The following is a 12996-nucleotide window of genomic DNA, read 5'->3' as shown; positions in this document are numbered from 1 at the left end:
ACGTCGTTCTCGTCGCGGGCTACGGCGTACGCGCGGTCTCCGCGCACGGCTCCGAGCGTGACGCTCTGGGGCAGCCGCAGCGAGCCGAGCCGCTGTCCCGAAGGCCCGAGGACCAGCCATTCCACGTCGGCGTCGTCGCTGGAGGGCGTAAGTGCCACCCACAGGCGTTCCTGGTCGTCGACGAAGAAGCCGCGGAAGGCCGGCCAAGTGCGCGTGTCTGCCTCCCGGAGCGCGCGCCGGATCGTCGCCTGCGAGAACGGCGGCTTCGCCAGCCTATGCACGACGCTGTCGATCTCGCTGCTGGACACGGCCCGCGGGGTGTGAGGGACGCGGAACTCGCGGAGCCGCCGCCCATCCAGGCCGTAGGCAGTGAAGTGGAGCGAGTCGGTCCACGCGTGGTAAATGACGCCGCGGCGCGACAGGGCGAACGCGCTGCTCCGCGCAAACGGATAGTGAAACACGCCCCGGCCCTCGGTGTTGTTGATGTCCAGCATCTGGACCTCTGGCATCAGCACCAGCGAGTCGCGCGCTACGGAGCCGTCCGGGTTCAGCAGCCGCAGCACCTCGGCGGGCACGGTGCCGTTCTGACGCTCGGGAACGTCACCGCGCGCCGTGTTGAAAACGGCAACCATCTGCCCCCGGCTACCTGCAGGTCGGGCCCAGTACGGGAGCGTCGTCTGGCCACTGGACAAGTGTGTGCTGTACGTGGGCTTGTCGGCGCCCGGCGCATACACGCTTATCCGGCGCAGGCCAGGGTCATAGACGAACAGGCTGTCGTGGGTGACGGCGGTGACCGTGGCCACGTACTGGAACTCCCCGGGCCCGCTTCCCGGGCGTCCAATGCGCCTCTCGACGCGCGCTTCCGGTGAAAGGACCACGACTTCAGCGCCATCTCCGACGAGGATGCGGCCGCGGCTGTCGACGTCCATCGCCGATATGCCCGCGAACTCCACCGTCTCGGGAGAACGGGCCACTTCTACGGCGCCGTAGACACTGCTGGGGGCTGCCGTCGCTGGTGCATCCTGGGCAGCGTCCCCGCAGGCGCCTGGCAGCGCGACGATCAGGATCAGTGCGCTCCGGCGGAGTACGCCTGCGCCGGACAACGGTTGCGTGAACATCATCGTTCCGAAGGAAGTGAATGCGGGCGCCGGCTGGAACCGGCACCCGCGGGAGAGGTCACACGCGCGTGCAGCCCGCCGCGGTGATGCGGCAGCCATCACCGCCCTCGAAGCAGCAGAACTGCTTCTGGTCCGCCGTGCTGCAGCAAGCCCGCAGCTTGAAGTCGGGCAGCGCCGCCATCGTCGCCTGCGCGGGGCGGGCGAGGGTCAGGCCGCCCGTCAGGACGATTGCGGCGGCGAACAGGTTCAGCTTGCGATTCATGGAATCCGCCTGTTGAGAAGGTTGAAAGTGTCGGCGCAGGGTCAGGCCGGCGTGCAGCCGTCCGCCGTCGCCTGGCAGCCTCCGATGTGGCAGCACGAGCTCCGGATCTTGTCGAACCCCCACCGGACCTCCCGGTACTCGCAGCAGTACATCACGGGCGCCTCCTTGTAGGTGGCGTTCGCTGGGCTGGGGGTGCCGAGCACGGTGCCGCCAGCGGCGATCACGGCGAGAGCGGCCATGTGTAGCTTCTTCATCACGCACCTCACGAAGTGGTGGGGAAGGGCGCGCACGCTCGTCGCGCGCGCCCGCGGCCGGCGCACCCTGCGCGGCCGCAACAGCGGGAGCCCTGCCCGATCCTGGCTCTGGCGCCGGCGCACGACGGCCTTGTGGTGGCCGCGCCGGCTCTCGTCGTCTTCCCTGCCACCCCGCGGGGCCTTGTGGCGGCGGCCCCGGTGGTCCCCCGAGCTGTGTCGTCGCTCCTCGTGATGTCCAGAAACTTGGGTCGGAAAACAGTTCTCCTGCAGGCGCGTGTGCCCATCGCCTGCCGTGCAGGCGCTCGTGATTGCCGTGCCGCGCCTCGCCGGCCGTCAGGCGGCGCCAGGGGCGGGGGTGAACGAGCGTGGGACTCGCCTGCCTTCCGAATGGGCGCCATCGCGAGGGCCCCATCGGAACGCGGGGGCAAGGTGCGCCCCGCCCACTCCGGATGGCAAGAACTTTCTGCAAATGTCGCTCGGAATGGGCCAGAGGCGCGCAGGCGCGTACCACATTGGGCGGCGCGGGTGTGGTTTTTACCCCTTCTGTTTCCAGGGTGACTGGATGGCGGGGCGACGCGACGAAGGGCGGCGGCTCACCACAGCCGCCCCCCTTCGTTCGAGCTTGGTCGTGCGATCGAGTCTCTACTGTTGCGGCATGGGCCGCACCGGCAGCGACGTTGGATTGCGGGGCATCAGCCGCACCTCGACCTCATAGCGGAAGTCGTCAACTTCGCGGGAGTTCCAGGAATTGGCGAAGTGGAAGATGCGCGCGGTGTCGTAGCGAATCTCCAGCATGCGGGCACGCGTCCAGGCGAGGCCCAGGCCCGTCACGTAGTCGGCCCGAAACGCCTCGAGATCCCCTCCGGAGGGAACGGGCGCACCGCGGGGCACGATGTACACGCGATGTACGGACGCCGTGGTGGCATCCGCTGAGCCGACGGTCGCCACCGCATCGACGATCGAGTCGGGCGAGGTGACGCGTGCAACCTCGACGTGCGAGAGGCCCCCGGCCGCTTCAGCGTTCCGGCGACAGCTGCTGGCGACCAGCAGGATCCAGACTGGAAGGAGGTGTTTCACGGCGGCGTCGTGGAATCGAGGCAAATCAGATCAGGGCAAGCAAGTTCAATCATACGTTCCCGCTCTTGTTTCCGCGCGCTCCCTGCCGCACTTTCCCGCCGTCTCCCCGGACGGAACGCTCCCCCTCCCGATCCACCATGCGCACGCACCTTCCCAAGCTGGCCTGGGCCGCCGTCGCCCTGCTGGGCGCCGTGGCGCTGGGCACCATGGCCCTGCACCGCGGCGAAACCATCAACGCCGCCTGGCTGGTGATCGCCGCGGTGTGCACCTACGCCGTGGCGTACCGCTTCTACGCCAGGTTCCTGGCCACGCGCGTCTTCGAGCTGGACGCGAACCGCGCCACGCCGGCCGAGCGGCTCGACAACCACGTGGACTTCGTGCCCACCAACCGCTGGGTGCTCTTCGGACACCACTTCGCGGCCATCGCGGGGGCGGGGCCGCTCGTCGGTCCGGTGCTGGCCGCGCAGTTCGGCTATCTGCCGGGGACGCTCTGGCTGATCATCGGCGTGGTGCTGGCGGGCGCGGTGCAGGACTTCGTCATCCTGTTCGCCTCCATGCGCCGCGACGGAAAGTCGCTGGGGCAGATGGCGCGTGAGGAAATCAACACCACGGCGGGGTTCATCGCCATGGTGGCCGTGCTTTCCATCATGGCCATCCTCCTGGCCGTGCTGGCGCTGATCGTGGTCAACGCGCTGGCGCACTCGCCATGGGGGCTGTTCACCATCGCCTGCACGGTGCCCATCGCCCTGCTGATGGGGTGGTGGATGCACGCCTTCCGCCCCGGGCGCGTGGGCGAGGCGTCGGCCATCGGCGTGGCGCTGGTGCTGGCGGCGACCATCGGCGGACGGTGGGTGGCGGAGAACCCGGTGCTGGCCGACTTCTTCACCGTCGAGAAGACGACGCTGGTGTGGCTGATGGCGGGCTACGGCTTCGTGGCGTCCGTCCTTCCCGTGTGGGTGCTGCTGTGCCCGCGCGACTACCTGTCGACCTTCCTGAAGATCGGGACGATCGCGGCGCTTGCGGCGGGCATCCTGGTGAGCCTGCCGACCATCAAGATGCCGGCGATGACGCAGTTCGTGGACGGCACGGGGCCCGTGTTCGCCGGCAAGCTGTTCCCCTTCGCCTTCATCACCGTGGCGTGCGGCGCCATCAGCGGCTTTCACGCGCTGGTGGCATCCGGCACCACACCCAAGATGCTGATGCGCGAGACGGACGCGCGGCTGGTTGGCTACGGCGCCATGCTGATGGAGTCGTTCGTGGGCGTGATGGCGATGGTGGCGGCGGGGATCCTGGACCCTGGCGTCTACTTCGCCATCAACGCGCCGGCCGGTGTCGTCGGCGGAACGCTGCAGGAGGCCACGCGGACCATCGCGGCGTGGGGATTCGTCGTCACCCCCGAGCAGATGCAGGGGCTGGCGACGTCCGTAGGCGAGGAATCGCTGATGGCCCGCACGGGCGGCGCGCCGTCGCTGGCGGTGGGGATGGCGCAGATCTTCTCCGGCGTCATCGGCGGGTCGGGGCTGATGGCGGTGTGGTACCACTTCGCCATCATGTTCGAGGCGCTGTTCATCCTCACGACCATCGACACCGGCACGCGCGTGGGGCGCTTCATGATGCAGGAGATCCTGGGCCACGTGTACAAGCCGCTGGGCCGGACGTCGTGGTATCCGTCCATCATCCTGTCCAGCGCGCTGGTGGTCGGCGGATGGGCGTACTTCCTCTATCAGGGCGTGGTAGACCCGCTGGGCGGCATCAACAGCCTGTGGCCGCTGTTCGGCATCAGCAACCAGCTGCTGGCGGCCGTGGCGCTGTGCGTGGGGACGACGGTGCTGATCAAGATGGGCAAGGCGCGCTTCGCCTGGGTGACGCTGGGGCCGCTGGCGTGGCTGGCGGCGGTGACCTTCACGGCGGGGTGGCAGAAGGTGTTCGCCGCCGATCCCAAGCTGGGCTTCCTCTCGCAGGCCCGCGCCATCGACGCCGCGCTGGCGGAGGGCCGGCTCCCCGCGGCCGCAAAGACGGTGGAGGCCGCCCAGCAGATGATGTTCAACGCGCGCCTGGACGCCGTCGTCGCCCTCGTCTTCATGGGCGTGGCGGTGATGGTGATCGTCGTCTCCATCCGCGAGTGGATCCTGCTGGTGCGCAAGCGCAAGCCGGTCGTGATGCACGAAGCCCCGTTCGTGCCGACGGGGCTTGGGCTGGCGGGGGACTGACGCGTGGAGCCCGTGCATTCTGCCACGACGGAACACGAATCCGCCTCGTCGAAGCCCGCGCCCGCGACGACCGTGTGCGGCAACTGCTCCACGGCGAACCCCGCCGGCGCGGCCTACTGCGCCAACTGCAGGAACTTCCTGTCTGGCGGAGCCAGCCCAGTCCGGCGGGCGCCTTCCGGCCGCCCCGTGCTGGGGCTGTTCTGCGCGGTGGTGGCCGCGGTCGTCGTTCTGCTGGTGCTCAGTCCCGGCATGATCATCGTGATTGGCTTCAGCGGGTTCATCCCCGTGCCGCATGGAGGCGGGCCCGGCTCGGTAGCCCTGCTGATCCCGGGCTTGGCTGTGTGGATCGGGCTGGCCGTGTGGGCGGGGAAGCGGGCGTACTGGTCGATCGCGGACGGTGCGTCGCCTTGGCCGTACGTCGCCGGAGCGGCCGCGGTCGCTGCGGTCGTATGGATGGTGTGGACGCGCCTGAACGGGGACTGAAGGGGACGGCGCCGGTGCGCTTCGGTCACTCCGGCGCAGTCCCCGGCTGCCCTCTCCCCCCGGCCCGCCCCCCGGCCCCCTCTCCCGCAAGCCCGCAAGCGGGAGAGGGGGAGAATTCGATCGCGCTTCGGCTGGCTTTCAGTCGCTCCCGGCCACGCGATCTCCAGCCCTTCCCCGTCCATCCTGAACGCGCGGGGGGCGCCGCGTCAGCCGATCAGAAGTTGATGAAGTTGCTGGGCCAGTAGCCGCCGCCCGGGTACAGGCGCCGCGTGCCGTAGTCGTAGGCGTTCCAATTGTACTCCTCGATCAGGATGCTGCCGTCGTCGTACACGGCGCTCACGTACGCCACGTGGCCGTAGCCACCCACGCCTCCGACGTTCCGGTTCCACTGCGCGATGCGGCCCACGGCGGGCGTCCCGGAAATCGCCACGCCGGACGCACGCGCGGCATCGTCCCACAGGTGCGCGTCGCCGAAGTGCTCGCCCAGGTACATGTTGGTGAACGTCTTGCCCGTGCGCGTGCCGTTCCAGTTGATGCGGTGCGCCGCGAACGAGGTGCACTGGCGGTTGTAGAAGTTCCACCGGTCCACGCCGCTGGTGCTGGAGTTACGGTACGGATAGTCGTCGCGCCGGCACGGGCGGGCCACCTGCCGGTCGCTTCCCGTGAGCACGTTCGCGTCCGCCACCCACGAGCCGTTCCCCAGTCGGTCCCACACCACGCTGGTCCCGTAGTGGCCGGACACGCTCTCGCCCCACGAGGTGCAGGTGATGTTCACCCCCGCGCCGCCGGCCACGGAGCCCTCCACCGCGTAATCGGTGCTGGGACCCGCGCGCAGGTTGTAGGGCCCGCCGGGCGCCATCTCGGCGCTGACCCCCGTGGGGAGCACGTACATGCGCGCTCCCACCTCGGGGGAGCGAAGGGATGTGTCGGTGATCGCGTCGCCGCATGCGGCGAGCGCGAGCGCCGCCAGGGCGGCGGCGGTGAAACGCGTCGAAGTGCGCATTGTCGTTTCCGGGAAGTGGGTGGGGGAACCAGTCTCAGCGGGCGGCGGGCGTGGCCGGCGGCGGGGGCGGCCGCTCGCCGAGCCATGTCGGCGCCCAGTTCGGGCCGGGCGCATGGGTGACGCGGGTGGGCTTGGTGCCGTCCGCGCGGGCGACGTACACCTGCGCGCTGTCGCCACGGGTGAGCGTGAAGGCCAGGTAGCGCCCGTCCGGCGACCACGCGGGGTCTTCCAGCGACCCCAGCCCGCGGGCGCGCACCTCGCCCTTGAAGCCCGTCGTGACGTCGCGGATCAGGATGCGCGACGGCTCGTTGCGCGTCCGCCGCACCCAGGCGATGCCGAAGCCCCGGGGCGCCCACGCGGGCCGGTCTTCCATCACGTGCGGGTCCAGCGGTTCCTGCGAAAGCCGGCGCGTTTCCCGCCCGTCGGGGTAGCTCACGTACACGCGGTCGCTCCCGTCGCGGTCGCTGAGGAAGGCGAGCAGCCCGCCATCGGACGACCAGCGCGCACTCCACTCGTCACGAGGCGTGTGGGTGATGCGCTCCTGGCCGGTGCCGTCGGGGCGCATCCGGTACAGCTCCGACACGCTGTCGCGGCTGGAGCCGAACACTACCCAATCGCCGCGCGGCGATACCACCGGCCGGAAGTTGCCCTCGGGGTTGGCCGTGAGCGCGCGCACCTGCCCCGTCGCCCGGTCCAGGCGGTAGATGTCGCGGTAGCCGTCGCGGGTATTGCTCTCGTAGACCAGCCAGCGGCCGTCCGGGCCCCAGCTGGGATTGCGCATCAGCGCGCCGCGCGGGCCCAGGGGACGCAGCGGCCCGCTCCCGTTCCCGGCGAGCCAGAAGCGCTCCACCCGCGACGGTCCTTCGCCCTCCAGCGAGATCACCAGCAGTCCCGAGCCGTCGGGAAGCGGGTCGCCCGCGAAGTCCTGCGCCGGGCGGGCGGTCAGCCGCTGCTCGCCGGCGCCCGTGGGACGGACGGTGTACAGCTCCTTGTTGCCGTCGCGCTCGGCGATGAAGACGATGCGCCCCGCGATCCCCTCGCGCTCGGCCAGCGAGAGCGTGTCCGCCGGGTCGGCGGGGGGAAGCGCGGCCGCCGGCGGGGCGGCCGGACGGCTGGGTGCGGCGCCGGCATCCGTGCCGCACCCCGCCACGAACAGAGACAGGACGCAGAAGGGGAGTGCTCGGGAGAAGTTGCGCATGTACGCTCGGGATAGGGACTTCGCTCGTTGCCATCAGGCCCGCGAGCGGCGCGGCCGGCCCGGAAGCTCCGGACCGGCCGCGCGTTTCGCAACCTGCCTTGCTACTGGATCCGCACCGCGTCGGCGATCACCACGTAGCCGGACGTGGTCCACCGCGAGAGCGAAACCTTGTTCCAGCCGGCCGAGAAGCTGTAGCTGCCCAGCGACTGCCAGGCGCCGCCGCCCGACTGCTGGTTCACCGAGCGGCGTCCCAGCTCCGTGCCGCTGGCGTTGTAGATGATGTACGGCGCCGTCGTCGAGCGGTTGGTGCCGGAGGTGTACCACGCGGACACCGCCTTGGTCGCGGCGGCCGGCAGGTAGAACTCGAAGTCCGCCGGGTCGCTCACCGCCGCCGTGCTCGCGTAGTAGTAGCCCGTGCCGTAGTAGCCGGCCGTGCCGGTGGACGCGGTCCAGTTGGCCGAAACCGTGAAGCGGGCGTCGGTGCCGGGGCTGCCGGTGTTGCTGTCGACGGTGATGGCCGGGCTGGTGCCGCCGCCCACGCAACTGTTGATGCGGCTCATGTAGTCCGCCCACGGGAAGCCCTGCCCGGGGTCGTGCGCGCGGTTCACCGGGTCCGGCTGGTAGTGGCCGATGATGTGGTCGCGGTCACGGATGATCGCGCGGCTCTTGACGATGTCGCAGGTGAGCGTGGCGGAGGTGTTGTACTGCACCGCGGGCCACGGGCCGTAGCCGTTGCTGCCGTACGAGAAGCCGCCGTGCTCGATGCCCACCGAGCGCGGGTTGGTGGGGTAGCCCTGCCAGTACTTGCCCACGTGCCAAGCCGTGTTGTCCTCGTCCACCAGCTGGCGCACCTCGGTCACGCCGCCCCCGATGTCCGTCTGGCCGACGACGTAGTGCGCCGACACGCCGGAGGTGGAGTTGGTGAGCCAGCTCCAGCAGCCGCTGTAGTTTCCGGCGCAGGTGTGGATGACCACCAGCGCGATGGTGTACCCGGAGCGCCCGGAGGTGTAGTTGGGCGACGGGGTCCAGATGGCCGGGCCGTACTCGGTGGTGTACCGGGGGCCGGTCGGGAGCACCGCCGGGGCGATCCGCACGCCGGGATGGGCGGCGAGCGAGGCCTGCTCGGCGTCGTTCACGCCCAGGCGCAGCGCGCGGTACACGCCGTTCGAGACGTATCCCGCGCGGGCCTCGTCGTTGGCGATGCCGCTGAAGCTCGCCACGGCCGGCTCCCAAGCCGCCAGGTCCGAGCCGGACACCTGCTGCGCCTGGCCTTCGGCGCGGAGCAGCGCCGCGCCGGCGCGAATGCTGGCTTCGGGGTCGGTGCGCGCCGCGGCCACGCTCACCCCGGCCAGCCGGGCGCCCCGTTCCAGGCGCTCGCCGCGGAGCGCGAAGATCCCGTACGCCGGCGCCAGCCCTTCCATGTCGCTGTGCTCCCCGCGGGCGAACTGCCATCCCGTTTCGGTAAAGGAGACGGCCTTGAGCAGGGCCACCGGCACCTGGAACTCCGTCGCGGCGCGCGCGAACATGGGGTCCAGGCGCAGGTCGGCGGCGGTCGGCTGCTCCACCGGCTCCACCGATGGGGTGGGGGTGTCGCAGGCGGCAAGCGCCGCGGCGGCGCAGACGGCGACGGCCAGGGTACGGGCGGTTCGCATAGGCGTCCGTTCGGTACGGGTTCCCCCGGGGCAGGGTGCCGTGGGGGTAATGCCCGCCGCTGCACAGCCGGGACCCGGGCCCGGGGGTGGCGAGCGCAGCCCGCAAGCCCCAGCGGACCAGTCCGTTGCACGGATTCGCTCACGTGGGCTCTCACGCGGCCCGTTGCACCGGGATGAGGCGCCGTGCACCAGATCGGTGCAACGTGAAGGCCGATACTACGCGCGTTTCCCAATCGCCGTCGGGGGCGCCGGCGTGCGCCAGGGCCCGTCACCGTCTCGTCGTAGCGCGTGCTCGGGGCTTCTACCGCGGCGGGGTGGATGCGCCGGAGCCGGAGCGCAGCCAGGCTTCGCGCAGGCGCAGCTGCTCGGGGGTGGCGTTGGGGTTCGGAACCAGGCGCTGCGGCAGCCCCCGCTCGTCCTCCACCAGGTCTATGCCCAGGAGCGCATAGGTTTCGCGCACCGGCGGGTGCTCGGCGCGGTCGATGTAGCGGGCGAAGAAGTCCAGCACCTCCGGCGAGGTACGCGCGGCGATGATGGCGTAGAGCGAATCTTCCGGGAACGGGCGCCGCGGGCCGTAGGCGGCGGAAAGGTCCAGCATCAGGTCGCGCAGCCCGTGCCGTCCATCGGAAAGCTGGAGCAGGCGAATGTCCAGCAGCCCCGCGACGACGGCGCCGCGCTGGTAGATGTTGCCGTACTGCCGTGCGCCCGCCTGCGTGAACGACGTCAGCGCGAGCTGCTTGAGCGAGAACGTGGTGTCGTACCGCGTGCGGTCCGTCCTCATCTTGCCCACCACGTTGCCCAGGTACTGGTCCAGCGTCAGCAGCCCGCCGTCCAGCTGCATCTTTTCGGATGCCCACTCCGTCACGCCCTCGTACAGCCACACGTGCGCCGACGGCACGGGCGTCTGGAAGTTGAAGTGCTCAACGATTTCGGAGTGGATGTTCAGCGGCGTGACGATGTGAAAGAACTCGTGCGCCGCGATGTCCGTCACGCCGCGGCCCACCCGCGGGCTGAAGGGCTCCTCGACGAGCACGTATTCCGAGCTGTAGCTGTGCTCCCACGCACCCATCGCCTGCCCCTGGCGCTGCGGGGCGAAGCGGAAGAGGAACACGTAGCGGTCCACCGGCAGGCGTCCCAGGAACGAGCCCGCCGCGGTCAGCGTCCCCTGCATGGCATCGCGCAGCTCGCTGGCGGTGATGAGTTGCGAGGGCGAGTGGGCCGCGATGCGCACCGGCACCCCGCCCACCGTCAGCGTCGACGTGGTGAGGCGCGCGCCCAGCAGGAAGGGCGAGTCCACCGCGTGGTCGTAGCTGTCCGCCCGATAGCCGTCCGGCCCGACGACCAGCGGAGTCTCCACCGTCCACCCCGGGGGCGCCTCGAAGCGGATGAACACCGGCTGCGCCTGCATGCCGCGCGGAAAGCCGAGCATGGCGTGGGCGTTCAGCAGGGCGTGGTCGGCCTCAATGGCGGTGCCGGCCATGGGATAGATGGGAAACTCGGTCACCGGCGTGTTCCAGGTGTCCAGCACCTGGTACGTCACCGTGCGCACGCGGCGCGGGTCTCCGAACACCCACGCGTTCTCCGATTGCTTGCGCACCGCCACCGGCCGGCCGCGCGCATCCGTCGCGCGCAGGTCGCGCACGAACCGCCCGATGTTCATCGTCTGGTACGTGCCCGGCGCCGTCGCCGCGAACTGGAAGACGCTGTCCCGCGCCGCGAGCGAATCCACCCGCAGCGTGATGGTGGCGCGGTGCGTGGCGGGATCGTCGATGTCTACCGTGTAGCGCAGCTGCGCCGCGGCGGGCGCGCTGGTGGCGAGAAGCAGCGCCGGGACGATGCGAAGGAGGGAGTTCATGGCCGCTTGGGCTGGGGGTGTCGCCTGCCGGGATTGTTCCTGCTAATTATATAGCATCCCCCCGGCGATTGCACGGATTGCAACGCGGCGGGGCGCGCACGAGATTGGACGCCGCAGCCCCGCCGTTGGTTTGCCCCTCACGCCCCATCCGGACGAACGACAATGACACGCACACGGGGTGAGGGGTGAACGGGGCCATCGACCTGGCCGTGGTCCTGGCGTACGTGGCGTTCGTCGCGGTGCTGGGCACGGTCCTGGGACGCCAACAGAAGGACGCGCAGGACTACTTCCTGGCCGACCACTCCATCCCGTGGTGGGCCGCCTGCTTTTCGCTCGTGGCGACCGAGACCAGCGCCCTCACCGTCGTCAGCGTGCCGGCGACGGCGTATACGGGCGACCTGTGGATGCTGCAGCTGGCAGTGGGCTACCTGCTGGGCCGCATCGCCATCTCCGTCTTCCTGCTCCCCGGCTACTTTCGCGGCGAGATCGCCACGGCGTACGTGCTGCTGGAGCGCCGCTTCGGGCAGGGCGCGCGGCGGCTGGCGTCGCTGGTGTTCCTGGTCACCCGCGTGCTGGCGGATGCGGTGCGCATCTTCGCGACCGCAATCCCGCTGGGGCTGATCACGGGGATGCCGGTGTGGGCGTCGATCCTTTCCATCGGAATCTTCACGCTCGTCTACAGCTACTACGGCGGGCTGCGGGCGGTGGTGTGGGTAGACGTCGCGCAGATGTTCATCTACATCGTGGGCGGTCTCGCCGTGCTGTGGATCGTGCTGGAGAACATCCCCGGCGGGTGGGGCGGGCTGGTGCAGGTTGCGGGCGACGCCGGCAAGCTGAAGGTGATTCACCTGGACGGCGGCTTCTCGCAGGCCAACTGGTTGTTTACGGGGCTCGTCGGCGGGGCTTTCCTGACGATGGCGTCGCACGGGGCCGACCACCTGATCGTGCAGCGGCTGCTGGCCTCGCCCTCGCTGCGGGATGCGCGGCGCGCCATCATCGGCTCGGCGGTGATCGTCATCGGCCAGTTCGCCCTGTTCCTGCTGATCGGCGCGGGGCTGTGGGTGTTCTACGAAGGGCGCACCTGGGACACGCCCGACGCCATCTTCCCCCGCTTCACGCTGGACCACCTGCCGCCGGGCATCTCGGGCCTCGTGGTGGCCGCCATCCTGGCCGCCGCCATGTCGTCGTCGCTGAACGCGCTGGCGGCCGTGTCGGTGCACGACCTGTACGTGCCGCTGACGAGGCGCAGCGACGAGAAGCAGCACGATGAGCAGCATCTGCTGGACGTCGGCAAGCGGTTCACGCTGCTGTGGGGCGTGGTGATGATCGCCGTTTCGCTCGCCTTTCAGCTGATCGCCAAGGGAACGCCGCTGGTGGTGATCGCGCTGCAGATCGCCTCGTTCACCTACGGCGGGCTGCTCGGCGGGTTCCTGCTGGGGCTGATTTCGAAGCGTGCGGACGGGCGCGACGCGGTGACCGGCATGGGGGTTGCCGTCGCGGGGATGACGCTGCTCTGGGCCCTCCAGCAGTTCGGGGCGATGCCCAGGGTGGTGGACACGCTATGGTTCGCGCTGGTGGGATCGGCGATCACGGTGGCGGTGGGCGAGGCGAGTGCGCGGATTCGGGGGTCCAGGGGTGTTGTGGTGGCGGGCTGAGTCTGGTGCGCGGGCCGGGCGCCCCCCATCCCCAGCCCTTCCCCCGCAAACTGCGCGGGGGAAGGGAGCCAATCCGGTGAGTCACCCAGCGATTGGGAGCCTCACGAGGGCCTGTCATCCTGAGGCCCAGGCGCACCGAACCGGCCGCAGCACCACCGTCGCGGGCCGAACGATCCAGCCTGGGGCACGTACAGGCAGGGCGCGGCGGCGGTCACGGAACACGAGGCCT

11 protein-coding genes are annotated in these 12996 nt (G+C 70.3%); 3 read left to right on the top strand and 8 right to left on the bottom strand.

The features are described 5' to 3' along the window. From VIB55_RS00210 to VIB55_RS00195, 4 genes are all read right to left on the bottom strand, one after another. Positions 1-1121 (bottom strand): hypothetical protein (locus tag VIB55_RS00210; RefSeq protein WP_331874640.1); only part of this gene is annotated, 1121 nt, incomplete at its 3' end. A gap of 55 nt (positions 1122-1176) precedes the next feature. Then, a complete protein-coding gene (locus VIB55_RS00205; RefSeq protein WP_331874639.1) occupies positions 1177-1380 on the bottom strand; it encodes a hypothetical protein in 204 nt (67 codons plus the stop codon). A 41-nt stretch (positions 1381-1421) separates the two neighbouring features. After that, positions 1422-1634 (bottom strand): hypothetical protein, encoded by a 213-nt coding sequence (locus tag VIB55_RS00200; protein ID WP_331874638.1) that lies wholly within the window; start codon positions 1632-1634, stop codon positions 1422-1424. A 642-nt stretch (positions 1635-2276) separates the two neighbouring features. Beyond that, entirely contained in the window at positions 2277-2711 is a 435-nt protein-coding gene (locus VIB55_RS00195; protein WP_331874637.1) for a hypothetical protein, read from the bottom strand. Between the two features lie 137 nt (positions 2712-2848). On the opposite strand from VIB55_RS00195, the gene VIB55_RS00190 reads away from it, so the two are divergent. Then, the gene (locus VIB55_RS00190) at positions 2849-4921 is read left to right on the top strand and encodes a carbon starvation CstA family protein (protein ID WP_331874636.1); all 2073 of its coding nucleotides are present in this window, start codon (positions 2849-2851) and stop codon (positions 4919-4921) included. Between the two features lie 12 nt (positions 4922-4933). After that, the gene (locus VIB55_RS00185; protein ID WP_331874635.1) at positions 4934-5404 is read left to right on the top strand and encodes a hypothetical protein; all 471 of its coding nucleotides are present in this window, start codon (positions 4934-4936) and stop codon (positions 5402-5404) included. Between the two features lie 214 nt (positions 5405-5618). Here the strand turns inward: VIB55_RS00185 and VIB55_RS00180 are convergent, their stop codons facing one another. From VIB55_RS00180 to VIB55_RS00165, 4 genes are all read right to left on the bottom strand, one after another. Continuing rightward, the gene (locus VIB55_RS00180; RefSeq protein ID WP_331874634.1) at positions 5619-6407 is read right to left on the bottom strand and encodes a CHAP domain-containing protein; all 789 of its coding nucleotides are present in this window, start codon (positions 6405-6407) and stop codon (positions 5619-5621) included. A 34-nt stretch (positions 6408-6441) separates the two neighbouring features. Further along, complete coding sequence (locus VIB55_RS00175; RefSeq protein ID WP_331874633.1) at positions 6442-7605, bottom strand: hypothetical protein; 1164 nt, start codon at positions 7603-7605, stop codon at positions 6442-6444. Positions 7606-7706: 101 nt separating this feature from the next. Further along, the gene (locus VIB55_RS00170) at positions 7707-9257 is read right to left on the bottom strand and encodes an N-acetylmuramoyl-L-alanine amidase (RefSeq protein ID WP_331874632.1); all 1551 of its coding nucleotides are present in this window, start codon (positions 9255-9257) and stop codon (positions 7707-7709) included. A 301-nt stretch (positions 9258-9558) separates the two neighbouring features. Continuing rightward, on the bottom strand, positions 9559-11112 hold the full coding sequence (locus VIB55_RS00165; protein WP_331874631.1) for a hypothetical protein: 1554 nt from the start codon (positions 11110-11112) through the stop codon (positions 9559-9561). A 185-nt stretch (positions 11113-11297) separates the two neighbouring features. On the opposite strand from VIB55_RS00165, the gene VIB55_RS00160 reads away from it, so the two are divergent. Beyond that, positions 11298-12767 (top strand): sodium:solute symporter, encoded by a 1470-nt coding sequence (locus VIB55_RS00160; protein ID WP_331874630.1) that lies wholly within the window; start codon positions 11298-11300, stop codon positions 12765-12767. Positions 12768-12996: the final 229 nt, after the last annotated feature.

Source organism: Longimicrobium sp. (genome assembly GCF_036554565.1).
Taxonomy (GTDB): Bacteria; Gemmatimonadota; Gemmatimonadetes; order Longimicrobiales; family Longimicrobiaceae; genus Longimicrobium.
This window is presented reverse-complemented; position numbering and strand designations above follow the sequence as displayed.

Coding starts and splice junctions, on each gene's coding strand:
- VIB55_RS00205 (WP_331874639.1), bottom strand. CDS start 1,380: ATGAATCGCAAGCTGAACCTGTTCGCCGCCGCAATCGTCCTGACGGGC.
- VIB55_RS00200 (WP_331874638.1), bottom strand. CDS start 1,634: ATGAAGAAGCTACACATGGCCGCTCTCGCCGTGATCGCCGCTGGCGGC.
- VIB55_RS00190 (WP_331874636.1), top strand. CDS start 2,849: ATGCGCACGCACCTTCCCAAGCTGGCCTGGGCCGCCGTCGCCCTGCTG.
- VIB55_RS00180 (WP_331874634.1), bottom strand. CDS start 6,407: ATGCGCACTTCGACGCGTTTCACCGCCGCCGCCCTGGCGGCGCTCGCG.
- VIB55_RS00175 (WP_331874633.1), bottom strand. CDS start 7,605: ATGCGCAACTTCTCCCGAGCACTCCCCTTCTGCGTCCTGTCTCTGTTC.
- VIB55_RS00170 (WP_331874632.1), bottom strand. CDS start 9,257: ATGCGAACCGCCCGTACCCTGGCCGTCGCCGTCTGCGCCGCCGCGGCG.
- VIB55_RS00165 (WP_331874631.1), bottom strand. CDS start 11,112: ATGAACTCCCTCCTTCGCATCGTCCCGGCGCTGCTTCTCGCCACCAGC.